Here is a 20,499-nt window from a genome sequence, read left to right on the forward strand (position 1 = left end):
AGAGAAGACGGACAAACCCCGTTTTACGGGGCATGCACATGCGGCATTTCGATTCACTCAAAACTTTCCCCGGACAGCCCTGCCCACGAGGGGGAGATGGCCGCAAAGCGGCCAGAGGGGGGTCGGTCCGACCGGGCTCGCTCCCCTGCGACGCAAGGAAGTTAGCGCTCTATGCGCGGCGACCCCCTCTGTCGCCTTCGGCGACATCTCCCCCTCAAGGGGGGAGATTGCGTAGTCACACCGCAATCCTTGGCCGGCCCGCGGCAACCGCCACCACATGCGCCTCGATGAACATACGCTGGGCTTCGACGGTGGAAACGCGGAATTCGGTCGTGACCTTAACCTCGGCGCTGTCGGTGCCGGCTTCCTTCGCGCGCCCCGTGACGATGGCGCGGACATCGGCCTCGGCCGCCGCGATCGCTGCCGCCTCGTCGAGGAAATCGCGCACGGTTTCACCCGAGGCAAGGCGAAACAGTCCTTCCCTGGGCTGGCTGACCCGCGCCTCGGCCGACACCCTGACCTGGCCGACGACGGCGCCGAGCGCGTTGGCGACATCAGTATCCTCAGGCACCACGCAGTCATTGCCGATCAAGGGCGGTAGCCCGGCATAGTGCAGCGGCGCCGAGGCGCCGAGGCCGATGACCGGGCGGTCGAGTGCCACGCTCAGCCGGGCAATGCCGGGATGCGCGTCGACCGCGCGCTGCACCAGCGCGTGCGCCACCGTCGAGGCACCATCGAGCCCGTCCTCGGCAAAGGCGGTTTCGAGGATATATTCGGCCGACCAGCGGGTCAGCGTCACCAGCACCCGCTCCGAGATCACTTCGGGCGAAGCGGCGATGAACTGGCCACGGCCGTCGCGCTTGCGCGCGAACAGTTCGGCGCCGAGACGCGCGGCAACCGGATCCCAGTTCGCCTGCTTGCGCAGCACATGGGCGGCATCCGACGGGGTGAAGCCGGCGATATGCACCAGCCCGCGCGACACCAGCCGGTTGAGCGTTGCGTTCTGCGCGTTCGAGGTCAAAAGCCTGTCGATGGCGAGCGGCGTGGCACCGATCATCTCGTAAAGCCTGGCTTCGGCGCCGGTGAGACCGGCGGCGAGCCGGTCCGGCACACCGGTGCGCACCGCGAAGCGGCCGTCCATGCGGCCGGGATTGGGCGCTCGCAGCTGGCGCTCCAGCTCCGATGTGATCGCGCTGCCATGCGCCATGCCGGCCAGCGCCAGTGGTACCAGGCGGCGCGGCCCGAGCAGGATCCTTGGGTTGAGCGCGCCATCTTCCAGCGTCACTTCGGAATCGCCACCGAGGCCGAAGGTGCGCATGGCGACAGCCTCGACCATGGTGCGGAAGCCGCCGACGGTGGCGCCTTCCGGATCGAGCCGCGGCCGGCCGCCGTCGAGCACGGCGACGTCGGTGGTGGTGCCGCCAATGTCGGACACCATCGCATTGTCGAGCCCGGTCATGTGGCGGGCGCCCACCAGGCTGGCGGCCGGGCCGGACAGGATGGTCTCGATCGGCCGCTGGCGGGCGAACGCTGCCGAAACCAGCGCGCCGTCGCCACGCACCACCATCAGGGGCGCAGCGATGTTGCGCTGCTCGAGGAAGCCTTCGGTCGCCGCCACCAGCCGGTCGATCATCGAGATCAGCCTGGCATTGAGCAGCGTCGTCAGCGCCCGGCGCGGGCCGCCGAGCTTGGCAGACAGTTCGTGGCTCGACGTGACTGGCAGGCCGGTCCTTTCGCGGATCAACTCGCGGGCGGCGATCTCATGCGCCGGATTGCGGGTGGCGAAATAGGCGCAGACGGCGAAGCCGGAAACCGAGGCGCCGAGTTCCGGCAGAGCCGCCTCCAGTCCGGACAGATCGAGCTTGGCGGCATTGCCATGCACGTCGTGGCCGCCCGGACAAAACACCACCGGGTCGGTGCCGAGTGCGGCTTTCAGTCCGTCGCGGGCGAGGTCTCCCTCGGAAAAGCCGATCATCACCAGCGCGACGCGGCCGCCCTGGCCCTCGACCAGCGCGTTGGTGGCCAGCGTCGTCGACATCGAAACCAGTTTGATGGCGGCGGGATCGGTGCCGGCCTTCTGCAACACCGCATCGACGGCGCCGGAAATGCCGACGGCGAGATCATGCCTGGTGGTCAGCGCCTTGGCCTTGGCCAGCACCTTGCCCTTGTTGGGCTCCTCTTGCTTGCCTTCCGTCTCGGACCATAGCACGGCATCGGTATAGGTTCCGCCGGTGTCGATCCCTAGGAACAGCGGCTTTGGCTTGGTCTTGGCGGTCATCGTTTGGCGGCGGTCCGGCTGGCGAATTTATCTGCCCCTGCCCTTAGCCGATACAGGCCGGGCGATAAAGCCGCGACCGCTGGGCCAACACGCGATGGCCGTGATGAGGATTTGATTTCCCCCTCCGGGAGAGATCGCCAGCTTTGGCCGCAACGCTGCAACCATCTCCCGCCGGCGTCGAAAAGTCTGCGCGCCGTGCCGAAAGAAAGTCTAGCGAGATGCCGCTATTTCGCCGCGACAGTGCCCTTCATCGAGCTATGGATCGCACAATGGAACGGGTGTGCGCCGGCAGCTGATATCTTGACCTTGGCGCTCTTGCCGGTGGCGAGATGGCCGGTGTCGAAGGAGCCGTCAAGTGCGGTGGCGGTGTGCGTCATCGGATCGGCATTGGTGAAAGTGATGGTATCGCCGACGGCGACCGAGATTTTCGACGGGTTGAATTTCATGCCCCTGATCTGGACCGCATGATTGGCTGCGTAGGCGGGCATGGCAAAGGCAAGCAGAGCGAGTACGAGCATGGTGCGCATGATGGATTCCTCCTGAGCGCGGACCCTCATCCTACACTAACGCTGGCGAACTGTCTTTCATGCCACGAAGCCGATCTTTTTATGCGTACCGTCGCAAAACGGCTTGTTGGCGGAATGGCCGCAGCGGCAGAGGAAGGTACGTTGCGTACGATCGACCGTGTGGCCGGTGCCGGTGACGATCTCGACATTGCCTTCGAGCTTGAGCGGGCCGTTGGTGGTCGGCGTCACCGTCAGCGGGCCGTTCCTCGCCTCCAGCGCCGGCGTGTCCTTCAGCGGCGGCTCGCCGGTGGCGGCAAAACCTGATTTGTTGTGGCTGCCGTCGCAGAACGGCTTGTTTTCGGACGCGCCGCAGCGGCACAGCGTGGCGCGGTAAAACGTTTCGCCGTCGAGCACGATCTCGGCATGCACCGCCAGCGGGCCGTTTTCCCGCAGCCGTACTGTGTTGACCACCGGCGGCTGCTCCTGTGGCCCGCCATCCTTCCTGATGTAGGTGATGGCGCCCGAGGGGCAGCTTTCGGCGATGGCGACGATCTTCTCGACGCTTGCCGCCTCGGGATGAATCCACTGGCCCGGAGCGTTGGGCACGAAGACATGCGGATCGCCGAGCACGCAGTTTCGCGAATGGATGCAGCGCCTGCCGGAAAACCCGACGTCGATCTTGTCGCCTTCGACCATACCGGCCATTGCCGTGCTCCTTCTGCCTGGCGCGCGTCGCGTCAACCAACGCGGCGCGCTCTGGGTATTCGCGCAGGCTAGGGGTTCGGCAGGATAACCGTCAAGCTGGCAACCCGGTCAGGGGACCAGGTCGATCTCCTCGGTTTCGCCGCCGTTGCAGGTATAGCAGCAATCCTCGCATTTTTCCTTGTTGCCGGGGCCGACACCCCAATAGGTCCCTTCGTCGCCATCGACCCAGGCGCCATAGCAGATCGATTCGCCGGCGTTGCAGGATATCGGCAGCTGCTTGGTCTCGCCGTCATCGAGGTAGAAATCCTTGTCGTTACCCGGCCAGACATAGTCACGGTCCTGGCTGTACAGTTCGACGCGCATGGCATTGGGATGGCCGTTCTTGATGGAAAAGGTGACGTCGTCGGCATGTGCCGCCGGCGCGAACGCCATGACCAGAGAAAGCGCGACCAACGTGCGGCGCGCGTAGGTGTAAAGCATGGTAACCCCCTGAAGTAGCGGCCCATCCGGCCGCAGGGCAACCATCGCATGCTGCGGTGAATCGCTAAAGGGATGATTGCAACGATTCCCGAACTGATTTTGGGGATATCGGCGTGTGTCTCCCCTATGGCACCAGATCGATCGTCTCGGTCGAGTGCTCCACGCAGATGAAGCAGCAGGTGTCGCAGGGCTGGTCATTGTCCGGTCCGACGCCGGCGGAAATGCTGTCGTTGCCATCGACCCAGGCGCCGTAACAGATGTGTTCGCCCTGATTGCACGAGAGCGGCACGGATTTCTGCGAGCCGGGGTCGATCAGGAACACCTTGTCGTTGCCCGGCCAAACCGTTTCGCGGTCGCGGCTGAACAGCTCGACCGCAACCGCTTCCTTGCGCAGGTTCTTGATGAAAAAGGCCATGTCGGCGGCCTGAGTCGGGGCGGTGAAGACCAAGACCGCAAGCACAGCCATGCGAAACAGCGTCACGGTCTCGATCTCCCGAATCATCGCGGCAGAATCGCATGCAAGCAGGGAACTAGGAAGCCGCGACGCCGACGATCTCCTGTCCAAGCCTGCGAGGATCTCATCGGCATCCTTCGCCTCAATTCCGCCCATTAACAAAGTCGTAAGGAGTTGCTTAACCGTTCACGGCTATGTCACGGCCGGGGGGTCTGACAAAGTGAGTATGATGAGCAACAGCCCCGACAAGCGCAATGAATGGCGCGCCATTTTTTATGTGCAAGCCCGCGTTGCAATCCTGTTTGTCCCGGTCGTTGCCAGCCTGCTGATCATCGCGGCACTCGCCGGCAACGAACGCAAATCCGTTCCCAATGTTGACCGGACCGTCACGGGCTCCGTGCGATAAAACGGCCTGATAGCAGGCAATAGCCGGTGTGATCGGGAGCTATCAGCGCATTGTCGTTTGGCGCTAAGGTCGTCCAATGGCTGCGGCATTGAACCAGTGGGCGCGAACGATCAAGCGCGACGTGCATGCGCTCTACCTTGCCGCGCGTGATCCCCGAACGCCGTGGTATGCCAAGGCACTTGCCGTGTGCGTCGCAGGCTACGCCTTATCCCCGATCGACCTGATCCCCGATTTCATCCCTGTGCTTGGCTACCTCGACGATGTGATCTTGGTCCCCTTGGGTATCCTTGCGGTTGTCAAGATGGTACCGCCCGAGGTCATGGCGGAACACCGGGAGGCCGCCGCCCTTGCCGCTGACAGGCCGGTGAGCCGTGTCGCGGCGGTTATCATCGCTTGTATCTGGGTCGCTTCGGTCGCGCTGGCGGCATGGCTGGGATATCGATATTTCGCTGGCCGATCTTGAAGTGCGCCCCGCCCGCAGAGCGCCCAGCTACAGAATTTTGGTCACCAGATTGTCCAGACGGGAATTCTCACGGTAGGCCAGTCGCACCACGATGGCACCCAGGACGCCGGTGAGGGCCCCACCGACAACGTCGGTCAGGTAGTGCGTCCCGATGTAGATTCTCGACCAGCAGATCAGGAATGCCATGATGAAAAGCGCAATCGTCCGGCGCGGCAGGCCCTGCATCGCAAAGGCCGCAACAATTGCAATGCTGGCTGTCGCGTGATCGGATGGGAATGACCAGTCGGCACTGGGCGCAATCAACAAATGCGTCACGCCGGCGTCGTAGGGCCGTATCCGATGCACGAACAGAAGAATGAACTGGTTGATCGCCAGGCCGAGCAGGAACGCCAGACCGGCCGACACGGCGCCGTGACGAACGTGGTAGCGGTCGACCTTCGCCCACCATTGCAGGACCACGGCCAGGACCATGAGGGGAACGCCGATTTGTGAGACGCCGATCATTGCCTTATCAAGAAAAGGGCTGATCCCTGCCGCGGCATTTGTCCAGTGTGTTAATGCTGCATCCATTTGGCGTCGGTTTCCGCAGTTGATCGGGAGGTGGATTTTTGAAGCCCGTCGATGAACACCGTATCCATCAGATTTTCGAAGTCGGCGTCTGGCTCAAGGGCGCGCATGCCCTGATCGAATGCATCGGCGGGATCCTGCTTTATGTCGTCACCACCAATGCCATCGCCTCCTGGGTCAATGCAGTCACCGCAGAGGAATTGATCGAAGATCCGAACGATTTCATAGCTGGCTATCTGTCGCAGATGGCCAGCCATTTTTCGTTGGCCAGCAAGGAGTTTTACGCCTTCTACCTGCTCAGCCACGGCCTGATAAAGCTGGCCCTGGTTGTCGGGCTCTTGAGGGGCAAGCTCTGGGCGTATCCGGCGTCGCTCGTGGCATTGGGTTTGTTCATGGCCTATCAGATCTACCGCTACTCATACACCCTTTCGTTCGGCCTGCTGGCCCTGACCGTCTTCGATGCGGTCGTCATGATGCTGATATGGCACGAGTGGAAGATCGTGCGACAGCACAGGCCAGCATGACAGTTGAACTACCGGCCTCGTCCCTGTTCCCTGAACGCCGCGCGGCCTCAATAAAAGCGAGGGATCGGGCCGTTCTGCGGGGTCACGTCCTCGCCGAGGTCGATAAACACCTCGTCGACATAGCACCATGCCCAGCCTTCCGGCGGATCGTAGCCCTCGATGATCGGATGCCTGGTGGCGTGAAAATGCTTGGTGGCGTGGCGGTTGGGTGAGTCGTCGCAGCAGCCGACATGGCCGCAGGTGCGGCAGAGCCGCAGATGCACCCATTGCGAACCGCTTTTCAGGCACTCCTCGCAGCCGAGCGCGCTCGGCGTCACCTTCCTGATGTCGCGCGTATGCCTGCATTCGTCCATCATGATCTCCCGGGCGTTTGAGGTGCGCCGGCGTTGCCGCGCGCGAGATATGCATGCAAGGCGGCGACCACCTGGGCGCCTTCGCCGACAGCCGCGGCGACCCGTTTGACCGAGCCTGATCGGACGTCGCCGATGGCGAACACGCCGCTGCGGCTCGTCTCCATCTGCGCCGATCCCAGGTCCGATCCGGTGCGCACGAAACCCTTGGCGTCCAGCGCCACGTCGCAGTCCGCCAGCCAGTCGGTGTTCGGGTCGGCTCCGATGAACAGGAAGAGATGGCGGATCGGGCGCGTCGTTTCCTCGCCGCTTGCGCGATTGCGCCAGCGCACGGCGGCAAGATTGCCCCCGTCGCCTTCCAGGGCCTCGACCTCGGTTCCGGTCAGCACCTCGATGTTCGGCTGCGCCCTGATGCGCTCGACGAGATAGCGCGACATGCTGGCTTCGAGGCTGCCGCCGCGTGCCAGCAACGTAACCTTGCGCGCGTGGCTGGCCAGGTAGACTGCGGCCTGCCCGGCAGAGTTGCCGGCGCCGACCAGTGCTACTTCCTGCCCCGCGCAAAGCCGGCCTTCGATGGGCGATGCCCAATAATGCACGCATGTTCCCTCGAACTGCGCCAGGTTCGGGACATCGAGGCGGCGATAGCGCGCGCCACTGGCGATCACCACGCTGCGGGTGCGTACGGTCTCGCCGTCGCCGACATCGAGCGTGTAGCGGGCATCGCCGGTCGCGACACTCAATAGCTTCACCTCGTCCGGAATCACCATTTCGACGCCGAATTTCTGCGCCTGGTTGTATGCGCGCGCCATCAGCGCCATGCCAGAAATGCCCGTGGGGAACCCGAGATAGTTCTCGATGCGCGAGGAGGCACCGGCCTGTCCACCGAAGGCACGGCAATCGAGCACGATGGTCGATAGCCCTTCTGAAGCCGCATAGACCGCAGCCGCCAGCCCCGCCGGTCCGGCGCCGACGATGGCGACGTCGTATAATTTGTCGGCATCGATCGGCCGCAGCAGGCCGATGCAGCGGGCGAAATCCTTCTCACCGGGATTGAGCAGCAGCCTGCCGTTCGGACACAGCACGATCGGCAGATGGTGAGGGTCGACATCGAAGCGTTCGACTAGTGTTTTGGCGCAAGGATCGCTCTCGGAATCAAGCACGCGGTGCGGCTGGCCGCTGCGAGCAAGGAAACCTTGCAGCCGCAACACGTCGCTGTTGTCCTGGGGTCCGATGATGATCGGCCCGCTGGTGGAACTTTCCAAAAGCCCGACGCGGCGCAGGATCAGTGCCCGCATGATGCGCTCGCCAAGATTGGCCTCCTGCACCATCAGGTCGCGCAGCCGCTGCGAGGGGATGACGAACGCCTCCACAGGATCGGCGGCCTGCGCATTCACCAGCGAGGGACGCGCCGAAAGCTGCGCCAGTTCGCCGACGAAACTGCCCGGTCCATGGGTGACGATCGTCTCGCGCCGGCCGAGCCCGCCACCCTGGATGATGTCCACTTTGCCCGACAGCACGACGATCAAGCCGGGCGCCACATCGCCTGCGGTGATGATGTTCTCGCCGGCGGCATAGAAGCTGGCCTCGCCGAACCGGCGCATGCGATCGATGTCCGCCTCGGCCAGCGTCGGGAAGGCTTGGTCGCGACGGGCGCCGAAGATCGGGTTAGTGGATTGAGACATGGCTTTGAGCGTAGCGAAGGGGTCGCGCGGTTTGAAGTGGTTTGTTCGGCGCCTGGCCGGAAGGGGAGGTTGGCGGCAAAGAAAAAGCCCGGACAAACCGGGCTTTTTCTCTAAGTTTCTGAACCGTCGAATGGTTCGAAACGGGAATTTGGTGCCCAGAAGAGGACTCGAACCTCCACTCCTTGCGGAACACGGACCTGAACCGTGCGCGTCTACCAATTCCGCCATCTGGGCTGGTGCGGGGTGATGTAAGCGGGCAAGCGATGTGTGTCAACGCGCTTTTTCAAAGCATGATCCCGAAAAGTGGGAACCAGTTTTCTCGGGCAAACGGTTTTGGTTTGTCCAGAGATGATGCTCGATCAAGAACCGCCGGCTGAAGGACTGTCAGCCCTCCAGCACTTCCTTGGACGCCACGGTCGAATCGGCGTTGAGCTGGTAGATGACCGGCACGCCGGTGCCGAGTTCCAGCTTGACGATCTCCTCGCCCGACTTACCGTCCAGGGCCATGATCAGAGCGCGCAGAGAGTTGCCGTGCGCGGCGACCAGCACCGTGCCGCCGCGCAGCACATGCGGCTGCAGATCGTGCAGGTAATAGGGCCAGACGCGGGCGCCGGTGTCCTTCAGGCTTTCGCCGGCGGGCGGCGCCACGTCATAGGAACGGCGCCAGACATGCACCTGCTCCTCGCCCCATTTCTTGCGGGCGTCGTCCTTGTTGAGGCCGGAGAGATCGCCGTAGTCGCGCTCGTTCAGTGCCTGGTCGCGGATGGTTTTCAGATCGCTCTGGCCGACCGCGTCGAGAACGTGCTGGCAGGTCTTCTGTGCCCTGATCAGCGCCGAGGTGAAAGCGATGTCGAATTTCAGCCCGCGCGCCTTGAGTTTCTGACCGGCGGCCCTGGCCTCGGCGTGGCCCTGCTCGGTCAGATCGACATCGCGCCAGCCGGTGAACAGGTTTTTCAGGTTCCATTCGCTCTGGCCGTGGCGCACGAGCACGAGGGTTCTCGACATGTTTGCTCCCTTCGGGTTGGCAGATTGGCAAGTTGGCGGATTGGCCGCTCAGCCGAGGCCGAGCACGTCCCGCATCGAATACAATCCCGGCTTCTTGCCGCGTGCCCACAGGGCCGCCTTGACGGCGCCACGGGCGAAGATGGCGCGGTCCTCGGCATGGTGTGCCAGGGTGATGCGCTCGCCGGTGCCGGCCAGCATCACACTATGATCGCCGACCACCGAGCCGCCGCGCAGCGTAGCAAAGCCGATCGAGCCCGCCTTGCGCACGCCGGTATGGCCGTCGCGGACGCGCACATCATTGCCGGCCAACGCGATGCCACGCCCGGCGGCAGCGGCCTCGCCGAGCAGCAGTGCGGTGCCCGACGGTGCATCGACCTTGTGCTTGTGGTGCATTTCGAGGATCTCGATGTCGAAATCGTCGGCGTCGAGCGCGCGCGCCGCCTGTTCGACCAGCACCGCCAGAAGATTGACGCCGAGGCTCATATTGCCCGACTTGACGATCGTCGCATGACGCGCCGCAGCGGCGATCCTGGCGTTGTCGTCGGCCGAGCAACCGGTGGTGCCGATGACATGGACGATGCGCGCTTGCGCCGCGTAGCCGGCGAACTCGACTGATGAGGCCGGCGTGGTGAAATCCAGCACGCCATCGGCCCTGGCGAAGACGGGTAGCGGATCATCACCGATCGCCACATCGATGCGGCCGACGCCGGCGAGTTCACCCGCATCCTTGCCCAGATGGGGCGAGCCCGCGCGCTCGATGGCGCCGATGACGCGCGCGCCGGGGATGGTGTGGATGGCACGGATCAGGGTCTGGCCCATGCGGCCGGCAGCGCCGACCACCACCAGGCCCATATCGATCCTGTCGGTTGCGGGCGTCTCGCTCATGTCGTGCTCCCGGCGATGCTCTTCTGCGCCTCGATGTTGCGAATTGAGCCTTGGGCCGAAGTCTGGATCGGCGCGCTGTCGTCGACAAGCCCCAGGCCCTTGACGCCCTGGATGCGGTGGAAGCGCGCATAGACGCTGTGCGGATCGGCCATCAGCGAGGCATGGGTGCCCTCTTCGACCAGCCGGCCCTGTTCCATGACGATGATGTGGTCGGCGTTGACCACCGTCGACAGCCGGTGCGCGATGACGATGGTGGTGCGCCCTTCCATGACCTGGGTGAGCGCCTGCTGAACGCGGGCTTCAGCCTCGTTGTCGAGCGCCGATGTCGCCTCGTCGAGCAAAAGGATCGGCGCCTGCCGCACAATGGCCCGCGCAATCGACACGCGCTGGCGCTGGCCGCCCGACAGCGTCACGCCGTTTTCGCCGACCGGCGTGTCATAGCCCTGCGGCTGCTGGCGGATGAAATCGTCGGCCGCGGCCTGCCTTGCGGCCTGTTCGATCTCGGCGTCGGTGGCGCCCAGCCGGCCATAGCGGATATTGTCGCGGATGGTGCCTTCGAACAGATAGGGCTGCTGCGAGACATAGGCGATGGAGCCGCGCAGCGACTGTTTGGTGACCTTTGAGATGTCCTGGCCGTCGATCTCGATCGTGCCCGCGTCGACGTCGTAGAAGCGCTGCAGCAGCGCCACCAATGTCGTTTTGCCGGCGCCCGAAGCGCCGACGATTGCCGTGACCTTGCCGGCGGCGGCGACAAAGCTCAAATCGTGCAGGACCGGCGCCCCCTCGACATAGCGGAAGGAGACGTTGTCGAAGCGAACTTCGCCGGAGGTGAATTTCGCCTCGGCGGCACCTTGCGCGTCACTTTGCTGCGGCTCGATGTCGAGAAGCTCATAGATCATGCGCGCATTGACCAGCGCGCGTTCCATGCCGACCTGCATGCGCGCCAGCCGGCGGGCCGGATCATAGGCGAGCGTCAGCGCCGTGATGAAGGAAAACACCGCACCCGGCGGCTGGCCGAGAACGGTGGCCCGGTAGCCGGAATAGGCGATGACGCTGGCGAAGGCGATGCCGGCCAGCAGTTCGGAAACCGGCGTCAGCCGCTCGGAGACGCGGGCGATCTTGTTCGAGCGCTGTTCCGCGTCCTCGGCGAGCTTGCTGATGCGGCGCGACAGCTCGTCCTCCATGGTGAAGGCCTTGACGATGGCAATGCCTTGCGTGGCCTCCTGCATGGCGCCGATCAGTCGCGAGTTGATCTGCACTGATTCGCGCGTGATGCGGCGCACCCGGCGCATCAGGTAGGTGACTGTCCAGATCAGCGGCGGCCCGATCAGCAGCGAGCTCAGCGAAAGTATAGGATCCTGATAGATCATGACGCCGACCAGGCCGATCAGCGAGACGGCGTCTCGCGCCGTCGAGGTCACCGTCATCGACAAAAGGTCGCGAATGCCGTTGACGTTTTCGTTGACCTGCGCGGCCAGCCGCCCGGACCTTGTGTCGTTGAAGAACGAGACGCCGAGCTTCATCAGATGGTTGAAGATGCGCTGCTGGTAGCGCGCCACCAGATTGTTGCCGATCTTGGCCATCGTCACCGCCTGGCCGTAGCCGGCAAGGCCGCGCAGGATGAAAGCGCCGAGCAGTGCCGCGCAGATCCATGGGATCAGGTCGCCGCGCCGTTCATAGAAGATCTGGTTTACGACCGGGCTCATGATCCAGGCGGCAAGCGCCGTTGTCGCCGACACGGTCAGCAGGCAAAGAATCGTGAAGATATACGCGCCGCGATATTCGCGGCCGTTTTCCTGGAGAATGCGACGGATGACCGCCACGATCTCGCCCGCACGGGGTTTCGACAAATTGGGAGGCTGAAATGTCAAATCGGAGCGCTTCGTAGGTTTCCGCTTCCCGCGGCCGGGCAATTCGGCACCCCTCTTAACGCCAAGCAGCCGGCTTGCCTATGCCTTGGGGTGACTAACTTCGTCGCGCCAGCGCCTGCCTGCCGTCTGGACGCCAAACAGCGAGGGGTTCCGGGCGTAGGCGGCAAGGCCCAGGAGTGCGGCCAGCGGGTGGGTGATGACATAGACCGGCATGGTGCGCATCAGCGCGCTGTGCGGCGCCTTGTCCTCGAAGGCAGCACGGAAATTGCCGGCTTTCAGCGCCGGCACGATCTTTTGCGCGATGCCGCCGGTGAGGAACACGCCGCCACGGCTCATGAACACCAGAGCGAGATCGCCGGCGGTGCGCCCGAGGCAGGTGACGAAAGTCTCCAGCGCTTCCTCCGCAACCGGATCGGTCCTTGCAAGTGCGGCGGCGGTGACTTCGGCCGGCGTGGTGAACGACGCCGGTTTGCCGTCCGCCTTGGCCACCGCACGGTAGACGTTGACCAGGCCGCGTCCGCACAGGATCTGCTCGCCCGAAATGCGGCCTTCGAGCTTCTCGATATGCGGGAAAACTTCGAAATCGCGCGGCGTGCGCGGGCCGATGTCCATATGGCCGCCCTCGCCGGGCACCGGTATCCAACGATGAAGCGCATGGACCAGCCCGGCGACGCCGAGACCGGTTCCCGGACCGAGCACGACGCGACCGGCATTGGGCTCCGGCGTACCGCCGCCGATCTTTTCCATATGCTCCTCGCCGAGCGCGACGACGGCGAGCGCCTGCGCTTCGAAATCGTTGAGCACGACGATGTCGCTCAGCCCGAGGCTGGCAAACATTTTTCTCGGCTTGACGATCCACGGGCAGTTGGTGAGCTCGATCTCGTCGCCGTCGACCGGGCCGGCCACCGCCAGCACCGCGGAGTTGGGGCGCACCGATGAGCGATCGAGCACGACCGCCTGGATTGCTTCGTCGATGGTGTTGTAGTTGGCGGTCTGGACGATGGCGGGCTCGCCGGCCTCGGAATTGGCATCGAGCACGATCGAAAAGCGCGCATTGGTGCCGCCAATGTCGCCGATCAGGATCGGAAACCGCAACAAAGTATCGTCGTCGCCTGTGCTTGGCATGCTCTCGTCCGTCCCCGGCGCCCCTGACGGCATCTAGCCGCTCTCCCGTTGACTAGCGCATGAGTTTGAAAAGGGAAACGGTTTTCGAACCCACGGGCGCGCTGCGGCCGGTTCTGCGGCCAAACGGCCACTGTTTCGCAAAACGGGCCATCATAGTTTTGAACTGGCCCCCATCTGGACTCCGAACGGCGATAATCGCATTCTCCCCGTGAGGGGAGAGGCTTGGAAAAATCGCGCTACGACAACCGGTCTGGCCAGTGGCGTAAGCGGGCCGCGCGAGGGCGCCGCTGGTTGCCTTCGCGTAACGCCGTATCGTGGGCGCTCATCCTTGCGGCAATCATAATTCTGTCTGCTCTGATTGCGCTAAAAGCTGGTCCTGCGCAGGTTTAATCTGGTTTGACGTCGATAGATGCCGCGACGGTCAGTTTCCAGGCGGCCGTGGCCGCGGCAGCGGGATGCCGATCTCGGGCGTCGCGGTGAAGGCGTTCACCGCGCTCGGCAATCCAGCCGTGCCGCTGGCCGTCGTGGCGGGCAGCGACGGCGCTTCCGGTTCGGGAGCGGCCACCGCGACCGGCACGCCGCCGCCATGATAGGTCGCGGCCTGGGCTGAAGCCGGCCCGGGCGCGTCGAGCACGGCGCGGCATTCCTGGGGCAGGTTCGCCATCGTCATCAGATCGCGGGCCTTCGGCGCGCCAGGGTTTTTGTTGGGCCGCCACGGCTCCTGCGTGAACCACCAGGCCAGCGGCTTGCCGCAGCCGTCATCGTCCGGCGTTGCCTCCTGCGCCTTGCAGCCGGGCGAGCCCGGCTGGCAGCCGATGCGCATGTGGAAGTGATAGTCGTGGCCCCAGAACGGCCTGATCTTGCGCAGCCATGAACGGTCGCCCTTGACGGTGTCGCAGAGTTTTTTCTTGATGCCCGGATTGACCAGGATGCGTTCGACTTGCGCGTAGCTCGCCGCCCGCATCAGAAGCCTTGTGTGCGCCGGCGTCCACAGCGCGTCCTTCACAAGATGGGTCTTCTCGTCGACCATCAAGGTGGCGCTCATCGATTCGCGCTGCGCCATCGACAGCGGATGGCTGGGCATCGGTGTCAGCCATATGTCTGCGTCGAGCCCGATCTGGTGCGAGGCATGCCCTGTCATCATCGGGCCGCCGCGCGGCTGCGAAATGTCGCCGATCAGCAAGCCGGGCCAGCCATCGACTGATGCGTCGCGCGACAACTTCTCGATGACCGCGATCATCGCCGGATGACCCCAGCGGCGGTTGCGCGAAGGCCGCATCACCTCCCAGGTCGGACCATCCATCGGAATGGCGACACCGCCGGCAAAACAGCCCTTGGAATAGAAGCCAATGGATTGCGCAGCTGCTGCTGTCGGCAGCTTCTTGGCGCCAAACAGGTCCTTTGCCCGCTCCTCAGCCGCGGCTGGTTGCGCGGTAAGCCCTGCGATGGCAGCCAGGCCAAACGCAGCGGCCAGGATTGTCCTTCTGCCCGGCGACGATGGTCCCGATGCCTTCATGAACCCCACTCCTTAACCGCTTGAACCGCCGAATCATAGCATGCCCAACGTACGGCTTCGACCGTTAGCGCTTCATCGGACTGCGCGCTTCGCCGTCGCGCCAGTCGCCGCTCGCCCACATATGATCGAGGGCGGTGCGGTAGTCCGGAAATCGAAAACGATAGCCCGCCGCCTTGATCGCTGCGTTGGCGACACGCTTGTTCTCGCCATAGAAGGACCGCGCCATCGGCGAAAGTTGGGCGGCGTCGAAGGGAATTTCGGGCGGCGGCGTGACACCCATCAGCGAAGCGGCATAGGCGACGACATCCTGCGGCGGTGCCGGCAGATCGTCGGTGACATTGAAGATGCCACCAGTATTGCTGTCGATGAGCCGCCAAAGCGCACCGGCAATATCGTCGCAATGAATGCGATTGAACACCTGGTCCGGCTTGACCAGCCGCCTTGCGGTGCCGTTTTCCAGATTGACCAGCGCATTGCGGCCCGGCCCGTAAATGCCGGACAGGCGCAGGATTGCAACAGGCCGGCCGATGTCCGAGCCCAGTTGCAGCCAATCCTGCTCGGCCCCCACCCGCATCACCGAGCGCTTCGACACCGGCCGGCATTCGGCCGTTTCATCGACCCACGCGCCGTCGTAATTACCGTAGACGCCGACGGTCGAGAGATAGCCGATCCATTCGAGCGCCGGCATTTGAGCGATTGCCTCCCGGGCAGCGTTCAAGACGGGATCGCCGGCCTCTTCCGGGGCGATCGAGATTACCAGATGCGTTGTTTTTTCCAGCGCATCCCCGATTTCGTCAGTCAGCGCACCATCGAACAGCAGCGGTGCGATGCCGGCCTGGCGCTGCGCCTCGAATTTGTCCGGGGAGCGGGTCGTGCCGAATATGTTGGCGGGCCCCTTGTTGGCACGGGCAAAGGCCTTGCCGGAATAGCCGGCGCCGAAGATGAAGACCTGTTTCTCGCTCATGCATGCGTCCTGGTTGGCCGCGCCAGACGCCATTCGTCGCGCACGGCTGTATCGGTCTCGGTTTTCAGGCCGATAGCTGCCCGTTCTGAATATTCGGCATCGGGCACCAGCCGCGCCAGCGCCCATATTGCCGCGCCCCGCACCAGCGGCGAGGCGTCGTCCAGCAAGGCACGCACGCTGACCGCAAGCGCGGTGTCGCCGGAATTGCCGGCAGCGATCAATGCGTTGCGGACAAAACGATCGCGGCCGATGCGCTTTATCGGCGAACCGGAGAAGAAAGCGCGGAAGGCTGCCTCGTCCAGTTGCAACAGCCGGCCAAGCGGCGGCTCGCGCAATTCATCGCGCGCGGCGAGCTTGGCCTCCGAAGCAGCCCGGGCGAACTTGTTCCACGGGCAAACGGCCAAACAATCGTCGCAACCATAGACGCGGTTGCCGATCTTCTCGCGGAATTCGTGCGGGATCGGCCCCTTGTTCTCGATGGTGAGATACGAAATACAGCGCCGCGCATCGAGCCGGTATGGTGCCGGGAAGGCATCGGTCGGGCACACGTCGAGGCAGGCACGGCAGGAGCCGCAATGGTCGATCTCGGCCCGGTCGGGCACCAGTTCGGCGGTGGTGAAGATGGTGCCGAGGAACAGCCAGGAGCCATGCTCGCGGCTGACCAGATTGGTGTGCTTGCCTTGCCAGCCGAGACCCGCGGCTTCCGCCAGCGGTTTTTCCATCACCGGTGCGGTGTCGACGAACACCTTCACGTCGCCGCCGGCACGGGCCACGATCTTGCCGGCGATTTCCTTCAGCCGGCCCTTCATCACGTCGTGATAGTCGCGGTTCTGCGCATAGACCGAGATCGCGCCGCGGTCGCGCTTGGCCAGCACGCCGCGCGGATCATGGTCGGGACCGTAATTCATCGCCAGCACGACGATCGAGCGCACCTGCGGCCACAGCACCGTCGGGTCGCCGCGGCGTTGCAGCGTCTCGGCGATCCAGTCCATCGAGCCGTGAAAGCCGTCGGCGACAAATTCGGCCAGCCGCGCCGGCGCCAGCGGGATCGCATCGGGAGAGGTGACGGCGACGGCATCGAAGCCGGCGCGACGCGCCTCCGCGTCGATCAGCGTGCGCAGTTTTGCGGCGTCAGAAGTCGAGGTCCGCATAATGCGACGCCGGCGACAGGCCGCGCACGCGGTCGGTCAAAAGCGGCCGGAAGGAGGGCCGTGACTTGACCCGCGTGTACCATTCGCGCGCTGCAGGATGCTCGCGCCAATCGATCTCGCCGAGATAATCGAGCACCGACAGCGTCGCGGCAGCGGCCAGATCGGCATAGGTAACCCTGGAGCCCGCCAGCCAATGGCGAGTGCCGGCCAGCCAGTTGGTGTATTTCATGTGCTGGCGGATGTTGGCGCGCGCCGCACGGATCGCGCCTGAATCGGGCGAGCCGCCGCCCGCAACCTCCGGCATCACCGGCTTCAGCACCCGTTCGCGCACCAGATGGCGGGTGACTTCGCTTTCGGCCTTGTTGAGGTACCAGTCGATCAGCCGGCGGATTTCGGCGCGCTGCATCGGATCTTCGGCGAACAGTCGCTTATCGCGCTTCAAGACACCGCGTGTTTCATCGAGATATTCCGATATGACGGTTGCACCGACGATCGGCACGTCGCCTTCGGCCAGCAGGATCGGCAGTGTGCCGGCTGGGTTCAGCGCCAGGAACTCCTTGCGTCGGGTCCACGGCTTTTCCTCAATCAGGGCCAACTCCTCGCCATACTCGCCGAAAGCGAGGCGGACGAAGCGACAAGTGGCGAACATGGGATGATGGAAAAGCGTCAGCATGGTTCCGCGATGATAAAGCGCACTGGCGAATCGAAGGGCGCACCGGTAAGTCTTGGCCGCCCGGTTAGCGGGCCGTCAGGGTGTTGCGACCTATAGGGGGACTTGCACGCCATGACAAGCAAGCCGTTCTGTCAGCCGTCACGCCAATCCCGAGGTAGCCATGGAAAGCCAGCCATTCGTCGAAGCCCTGCTGCTCGGCCTGCTGGAGGGGCTGACCGAGTTCATCCCCGTCTCATCCACCGGCCATATCCTGCTCGCCGGCCATTTCCTCGGCTTCCATTCGACCGGCAAGGCCTTCGAGATCCTGATCCAGCTCGGCGCCATCCTGGCGATTCTCAGCGTCTATTTCCGCCGGCTGTGGCAAATGCTGGTCGACCTGCCGCATGACCGGCTGACAAGGCATTTCGCCATCGGTGTCCTCATCGCTTTCCTGCCGGCGGCGATCATCGGCGCGCTGGCGCATGATTTCATCAAGGCGGTGCTGTTCGAATCGCCGCGGATGATCTGTATCATGCTGATCATCGGCGGCTTCGTGCTGCTGGCGGTGGACCGCATGAACCTCAAGCCGTTCTACCGCGACGTCGAGCGGTTCCCGACCCGGCTTTACCTGCAGATCGGCCTTTTCCAGTGCCTGTCGCTCGTTCCCGGCACGTCACGCTCGGGTTCGACGATCGTCGGCGCGCTGCTGCTGGGTGTCGACAAACGGGCGGCGGCCGAATTCTCCTTCTTCCTCGCCATCCCGACCATGGTCGGCGCCTTCGCCTTCGACCTGTTCAAGAACCGCAACGTGCTGAGCAGCGCCGACCTGCCGATCATCGCCGTCGGCTTCGTCGCCGCCTTCGTCACGGCGCTCATCGTCGTGCGCTTCCTGCTCGATTACGTCTCGCGCAACGGCTACTCGCTGTTCGGCTGGTGGCGGCTGGTGGTGGGTGGTGTCGGGTTGGTGGCGCTGATGGTTTGGGGGTGAGCTTACCCTCCCCCTTGTGGGGATGGTGAGCAACCTCAATTCCTTCCATAGAACGCATTCTCGACATGCACCGGCCAGCGCCAGGGCAGCACCGCGACCATGTCGAAGCGCATCGACAGTTTGCCGTAATCGGACTGGCGCGACAGCCAGATGTCGGCCGCCCCCTCGATGCGGCGCTCCGATTCGTGGCCGATCGCCTCCATGGCTTCCATCAGCGTGCGCCGCGCCTTGACCTCGACGAACAGCACGAGGTCGCCGCGGCGCGCGATCAGGTCGATCTCGCCGAAGCGGGTGCGGTGGCGGCGCGCCAGAATCCGGTAGCCCTTCAACACCAATGCTGCCGCCGCCAGCCATTCGCCGCGGTGGCCGCGCCGATAGGCTTTTTGGCGGCTGGCACTCGGGCGCTCAACCACCGTCGCTTTCTCCAGAAGCATGCTTGAGTTCGAGAAGCCGCCGATACAACGCCTGTTTCTGGCCGCCGATCATTTTTGCGGCTTCCGCCGCTGCCTTGGAAGCCGGCATTTCGCCGGCGAGCGACAGCAGCAAGCGGTCGATGTCGGCCGGTTCGTTGGCCTTGGCCTCGGCCGGACCGACGCAGACGACGATCTCGCCCTTCGGCGTATCGGCCGCAGCATAATGATCGGCCAGCGCCTGCAGCGTGCCGGTGCGCATCTCTTCAAAGGTCTTGGTCAATTCGCGGCCGATCGCGGCCTTGCGCTCGCCGCCAAGCGCCTCGACCATGGCGGCAAGGGATTCGGCCAGCCGGCGCGGTGATTCGAAGAAGATCAGCGTCGCCGGCACAGCCTTCAGTGCCCCAAGCCGCGTCAGCCGCTGCCCTGATTTGACCGGCAAAAAACCGGCGAACAGGAAGGCGTCCGACGGCAGGCCGGATGCGGTCAACGCCGCGAGCGGCGCCGACGGGCCGGGAATCGGCACGACGCGAATGCCGTGGTCGCGCGCCTCGCCGACCAGCCGGTAGCCGGGATCGGACACCAGCGGCGTGCCGGCGTCGGAGATCAGCGCCACGCTCTGTCCGGCCTGGAGCGCCGCGATCAGCTTCGGCCCGGCCTCACCCGCATTGTGTTCGTGATAGGCCGTGGTGCGGCGGCGAATGGCGTAGCGGTCGAGCAGCACGCGCGACACCCGCGTGTCCTCGCAAGCAACGATGTCGGCGGCGGCCAGCGTCTCCAGCGCGCGCAGCGTGATGTCGGCCAGATTGCCGATCGGCGTCGCCACCAGATAGAGCGCCGGCTCGAGCGGCCGGGCCGCGATTTCGGTCTGCCCGACCACATAGCTGCGCTTGCCCGTTTCGGCGGTCACTGATGCCTTCTCCATTCAGCCCTGTTTGGCACGGCCAGCGTCGGCTTGCAAAAGCTGACGTTGCACCTCCCTCGCCATTCCTTTGCCACAGTAGGGAACGAAACCGGCTACGGCGGATTTACCCCCTGATTCCCGAGGAGGACAGGATGGATAGCCTTAATATGCAGGACGCTTTCGAGCCCTATCGGGCCGAGCGCAACCGCGTTGCCGTACGCAAGGACAAGCGCCTCCCCGCGAAGACCGACGCCAGCCTGGCCAAGCAGGGCTGCTTGCCCATGAATGTCAGGCTTTCCGACAACAAACCCGACAACACGACGGAGCACTGACCGGACGATGCCCAATCGCTTCGATATCTTCATCACCCGTCTTGAAACAAAAAACGCCCGCAACGACGTGCCGCTACATCCGATAGGCGACCAGCACCGCGGACGCCGCGATAAGGGCGACGCCAAGCCAGTCCGCTCCGGAGAGTCGCCCGCCGAGAAAGGCCGCGGCAAACAACCCCACAAGCACGACGCTTAGCAGGCTGTTGAAGAAGTGCTAGCGCAGGCGTTAGTGGCGTGATTCACTGCTCCCCGGAAGAATGGGGATTTGCGGATGCGCGGAT

At 64.3% G+C, this 20,499-nt stretch carries 23 protein-coding genes, 1 tRNA gene and 1 pseudogene; 5 read left to right on the plus strand and 20 right to left on the minus strand.

Annotated features, from left to right (window positions below; genetic code table 11):
- Window positions 1-235: 235 nt before the first annotated feature.
- The 5 genes from NKI20_RS31155 to NKI20_RS31175 form a co-directional block, all read right to left on the minus strand.
- A complete protein-coding gene (locus NKI20_RS31155; RefSeq protein WP_352837710.1) occupies window positions 236-2,278 on the minus strand; it encodes a hydantoinase/oxoprolinase N-terminal domain-containing protein in 2,043 nt (680 codons plus the stop codon).
- 224 nt (window positions 2,279-2,502) lie between these two features.
- Entirely contained in the window at window positions 2,503-2,805 is a 303-nt protein-coding gene (locus NKI20_RS31160; protein ID WP_352837712.1) for a cupredoxin domain-containing protein, read from the minus strand.
- Between the two features lie 57 nt (window positions 2,806-2,862).
- On the minus strand, window positions 2,863-3,489 hold the full coding sequence (locus NKI20_RS31165; RefSeq protein WP_023762629.1) for a CDGSH iron-sulfur domain-containing protein: 627 nt from the start codon (window positions 3,487-3,489) through the stop codon (window positions 2,863-2,865).
- Between the two features lie 108 nt (window positions 3,490-3,597).
- Entirely contained in the window at window positions 3,598-3,969 is a 372-nt protein-coding gene (locus tag NKI20_RS31170; protein ID WP_352486111.1) for a hypothetical protein, read from the minus strand.
- Between the two features lie 124 nt (window positions 3,970-4,093).
- The gene (locus NKI20_RS31175) at window positions 4,094-4,384 is read right to left on the minus strand and encodes a hypothetical protein (protein ID WP_352837715.1); all 291 of its coding nucleotides are present in this window, start codon (window positions 4,382-4,384) and stop codon (window positions 4,094-4,096) included.
- Between the two features lie 22 nt (window positions 4,385-4,406).
- Here NKI20_RS31175 and NKI20_RS31180 point away from each other — a divergent pair, with 22 nt between their 5' ends.
- Entirely contained in the window at window positions 4,407-4,829 is a 423-nt protein-coding gene (locus NKI20_RS31180; protein ID WP_352837717.1) for a hypothetical protein, read from the plus strand.
- 76 nt (window positions 4,830-4,905) lie between these two features.
- Window positions 4,906-5,292 carry a YkvA family protein gene (locus tag NKI20_RS31185; protein ID WP_352837719.1) on the plus strand — a complete coding sequence of 129 codons (387 nt, stop codon included), beginning with the start codon at window positions 4,906-4,908 and terminating at the stop codon, window positions 5,290-5,292.
- A 27-nt stretch (window positions 5,293-5,319) separates the two neighbouring features.
- Here NKI20_RS31185 and NKI20_RS31190 read toward each other — a convergent pair whose 3' ends face one another.
- Entirely contained in the window at window positions 5,320-5,862 is a 543-nt protein-coding gene (locus NKI20_RS31190) for a phosphatase PAP2 family protein (RefSeq protein WP_352837721.1), read from the minus strand.
- Between the two features lie 38 nt (window positions 5,863-5,900).
- On the opposite strand from NKI20_RS31190, the gene NKI20_RS31195 reads away from it, so the two are divergent.
- Window positions 5,901-6,383: a DUF2127 domain-containing protein gene (locus NKI20_RS31195; protein WP_352730244.1), complete on the plus strand. Its 483-nt coding sequence runs from the start codon at window positions 5,901-5,903 to the stop codon at window positions 6,381-6,383.
- Window positions 6,384-6,430: 47 nt separating this feature from the next.
- Here NKI20_RS31195 and NKI20_RS31200 read toward each other — a convergent pair whose 3' ends face one another.
- The 11 genes from NKI20_RS31200 to NKI20_RS31250 all read right to left on the minus strand — a co-directional run bounded on the left by NKI20_RS31200 (window position 6,431) and on the right by NKI20_RS31250 (window position 17,605).
- Window positions 6,431-6,739 carry a UBP-type zinc finger domain-containing protein gene (locus tag NKI20_RS31200; RefSeq protein WP_352608735.1) on the minus strand — a complete coding sequence of 103 codons (309 nt, stop codon included), beginning with the start codon at window positions 6,737-6,739 and terminating at the stop codon, window positions 6,431-6,433.
- Complete coding sequence (locus NKI20_RS31205) at window positions 6,736-8,415, minus strand: FAD-dependent oxidoreductase (protein ID WP_352837724.1); 1,680 nt, start codon at window positions 8,413-8,415, stop codon at window positions 6,736-6,738. The genes NKI20_RS31200 and NKI20_RS31205 overlap by 4 nt, the downstream gene beginning before the upstream one ends.
- Window positions 8,416-8,564: 149 nt before the next feature.
- Window positions 8,565-8,649, minus strand: a tRNA-Leu gene (locus tag NKI20_RS31210).
- Window positions 8,650-8,799: 150 nt separating this feature from the next.
- Window positions 8,800-9,420 carry a 2,3-bisphosphoglycerate-dependent phosphoglycerate mutase gene (locus NKI20_RS31215; RefSeq protein WP_352837726.1) on the minus strand — a complete coding sequence of 207 codons (621 nt, stop codon included), beginning with the start codon at window positions 9,418-9,420 and terminating at the stop codon, window positions 8,800-8,802.
- A gap of 48 nt (window positions 9,421-9,468) precedes the next feature.
- Complete coding sequence (dapB, locus tag NKI20_RS31220; protein ID WP_352837728.1) at window positions 9,469-10,305, minus strand: 4-hydroxy-tetrahydrodipicolinate reductase; 837 nt, start codon at window positions 10,303-10,305, stop codon at window positions 9,469-9,471.
- A complete protein-coding gene (locus NKI20_RS31225) occupies window positions 10,302-12,176 on the minus strand; it encodes an ABC transporter ATP-binding protein (protein WP_352837730.1) in 1,875 nt (624 codons plus the stop codon). Before NKI20_RS31225 ends, dapB begins: the two co-directional genes overlap by 4 nt.
- Before the next feature lie 78 nt (window positions 12,177-12,254).
- Window positions 12,255-13,301, minus strand: coding sequence for a glucokinase (locus NKI20_RS31230; RefSeq protein ID WP_352837731.1), 1,047 nt, complete (start codon window positions 13,299-13,301; stop codon window positions 12,255-12,257).
- Window positions 13,302-13,722: 421 nt separating this feature from the next.
- Window positions 13,723-14,817, minus strand: coding sequence for a penicillin-insensitive murein endopeptidase (gene mepA / locus NKI20_RS31235; RefSeq protein WP_352837733.1), 1,095 nt, complete (start codon window positions 14,815-14,817; stop codon window positions 13,723-13,725).
- A 64-nt stretch (window positions 14,818-14,881) separates the two neighbouring features.
- Window positions 14,882-15,781, minus strand: a complete 900-nt coding sequence (locus NKI20_RS31240) for an NAD-dependent epimerase/dehydratase family protein (RefSeq protein WP_352730258.1) — start codon at window positions 15,779-15,781, stop codon at window positions 14,882-14,884.
- The gene (gene queG, locus NKI20_RS31245; RefSeq protein ID WP_352837735.1) at window positions 15,778-16,932 is read right to left on the minus strand and encodes a tRNA epoxyqueuosine(34) reductase QueG; all 1,155 of its coding nucleotides are present in this window, start codon (window positions 16,930-16,932) and stop codon (window positions 15,778-15,780) included. Before queG ends, NKI20_RS31240 begins: the two co-directional genes overlap by 4 nt.
- On the minus strand, window positions 16,913-17,605 hold the full coding sequence (locus tag NKI20_RS31250) for a glutathione S-transferase family protein (RefSeq protein ID WP_352837737.1): 693 nt from the start codon (window positions 17,603-17,605) through the stop codon (window positions 16,913-16,915). Before NKI20_RS31250 ends, queG begins: the two co-directional genes overlap by 20 nt.
- Before the next feature lie 160 nt (window positions 17,606-17,765).
- Here NKI20_RS31250 and NKI20_RS31255 point away from each other — a divergent pair, with 160 nt between their 5' ends.
- Window positions 17,766-18,572, plus strand: coding sequence for an undecaprenyl-diphosphate phosphatase (locus NKI20_RS31255; protein ID WP_352730262.1), 807 nt, complete (start codon window positions 17,766-17,768; stop codon window positions 18,570-18,572).
- A gap of 35 nt (window positions 18,573-18,607) precedes the next feature.
- Here the strand turns inward: NKI20_RS31255 and NKI20_RS31260 are convergent, their stop codons facing one another.
- Both NKI20_RS31260 and rsmI read right to left on the minus strand, forming a co-directional pair.
- Complete coding sequence (locus tag NKI20_RS31260; RefSeq protein ID WP_023762609.1) at window positions 18,608-18,985, minus strand: YraN family protein; 378 nt, start codon at window positions 18,983-18,985, stop codon at window positions 18,608-18,610.
- Window positions 18,978-19,907: a 16S rRNA (cytidine(1402)-2'-O)-methyltransferase gene (rsmI, locus tag NKI20_RS31265; RefSeq protein ID WP_352837740.1), complete on the minus strand. Its 930-nt coding sequence runs from the start codon at window positions 19,905-19,907 to the stop codon at window positions 18,978-18,980. The genes NKI20_RS31260 and rsmI overlap by 8 nt, the downstream gene beginning before the upstream one ends.
- A gap of 131 nt (window positions 19,908-20,038) precedes the next feature.
- On the opposite strand from rsmI, the gene NKI20_RS31270 reads away from it, so the two are divergent.
- Entirely contained in the window at window positions 20,039-20,218 is a 180-nt protein-coding gene (locus NKI20_RS31270; protein ID WP_352837742.1) for a hypothetical protein, read from the plus strand.
- A 73-nt stretch (window positions 20,219-20,291) separates the two neighbouring features.
- On the opposite strand, the pseudogene NKI20_RS31275 reads toward NKI20_RS31270, so the two are convergent.
- Window positions 20,292-20,414, minus strand: a pseudogene (locus NKI20_RS31275) (EamA family transporter); the annotation flags it as partial.
- Between the last annotated feature and the right edge of the window lie 85 nt (window positions 20,415-20,499).

This window comes from Mesorhizobium sp. M0830 (assembly GCF_040319965.1).
In the GTDB taxonomy this organism is placed as follows: domain Bacteria; phylum Pseudomonadota; class Alphaproteobacteria; order Rhizobiales; family Rhizobiaceae; genus Mesorhizobium.

What these genes read in the sequence shown, in the direction of transcription:
- dapB (WP_352837728.1), bottom strand. Translation starts at nt 10,305, where the DNA reads ATGAGCGAGACGCCCGCAACCGACAGGATCGATATGGGCCTGGTGGTG.
- NKI20_RS31165 (WP_023762629.1), bottom strand. Translation starts at nt 3,489, where the DNA reads ATGGCCGGTATGGTCGAAGGCGACAAGATCGACGTCGGGTTTTCCGGC.
- NKI20_RS31255 (WP_352730262.1), top strand. Translation starts at nt 17,766, where the DNA reads ATGGAAAGCCAGCCATTCGTCGAAGCCCTGCTGCTCGGCCTGCTGGAG.
- mepA (WP_352837733.1), bottom strand. Translation starts at nt 14,817, where the DNA reads ATGAAGGCATCGGGACCATCGTCGCCGGGCAGAAGGACAATCCTGGCC.
- NKI20_RS31270 (WP_352837742.1), top strand. Translation starts at nt 20,039, where the DNA reads ATGGATAGCCTTAATATGCAGGACGCTTTCGAGCCCTATCGGGCCGAG.
- NKI20_RS31250 (WP_352837737.1), bottom strand. Translation starts at nt 17,605, where the DNA reads ATGCTGACGCTTTTCCATCATCCCATGTTCGCCACTTGTCGCTTCGTC.
- NKI20_RS31230 (WP_352837731.1), bottom strand. Translation starts at nt 13,301, where the DNA reads ATGCCAAGCACAGGCGACGACGATACTTTGTTGCGGTTTCCGATCCTG.
- NKI20_RS31155 (WP_352837710.1), bottom strand. Translation starts at nt 2,278, where the DNA reads ATGACCGCCAAGACCAAGCCAAAGCCGCTGTTCCTAGGGATCGACACC.
- NKI20_RS31205 (WP_352837724.1), bottom strand. Translation starts at nt 8,415, where the DNA reads ATGTCTCAATCCACTAACCCGATCTTCGGCGCCCGTCGCGACCAAGCC.
- queG (WP_352837735.1), bottom strand. Translation starts at nt 16,932, where the DNA reads ATGCGGACCTCGACTTCTGACGCCGCAAAACTGCGCACGCTGATCGAC.
- NKI20_RS31160 (WP_352837712.1), bottom strand. Translation starts at nt 2,805, where the DNA reads ATGCGCACCATGCTCGTACTCGCTCTGCTTGCCTTTGCCATGCCCGCC.
- NKI20_RS31215 (WP_352837726.1), bottom strand. Translation starts at nt 9,420, where the DNA reads ATGTCGAGAACCCTCGTGCTCGTGCGCCACGGCCAGAGCGAATGGAAC.
- NKI20_RS31175 (WP_352837715.1), bottom strand. Translation starts at nt 4,384, where the DNA reads ATGGCCTTTTTCATCAAGAACCTGCGCAAGGAAGCGGTTGCGGTCGAG.
- NKI20_RS31200 (WP_352608735.1), bottom strand. Translation starts at nt 6,739, where the DNA reads ATGATGGACGAATGCAGGCATACGCGCGACATCAGGAAGGTGACGCCG.
- NKI20_RS31170 (WP_352486111.1), bottom strand. Translation starts at nt 3,969, where the DNA reads ATGCTTTACACCTACGCGCGCCGCACGTTGGTCGCGCTTTCTCTGGTC.
- NKI20_RS31185 (WP_352837719.1), top strand. Translation starts at nt 4,906, where the DNA reads ATGGCTGCGGCATTGAACCAGTGGGCGCGAACGATCAAGCGCGACGTG.
- NKI20_RS31190 (WP_352837721.1), bottom strand. Translation starts at nt 5,862, where the DNA reads ATGGATGCAGCATTAACACACTGGACAAATGCCGCGGCAGGGATCAGC.
- NKI20_RS31240 (WP_352730258.1), bottom strand. Translation starts at nt 15,781, where the DNA reads ATGAGCGAGAAACAGGTCTTCATCTTCGGCGCCGGCTATTCCGGCAAG.
- rsmI (WP_352837740.1), bottom strand. Translation starts at nt 19,907, where the DNA reads ATGGAGAAGGCATCAGTGACCGCCGAAACGGGCAAGCGCAGCTATGTG.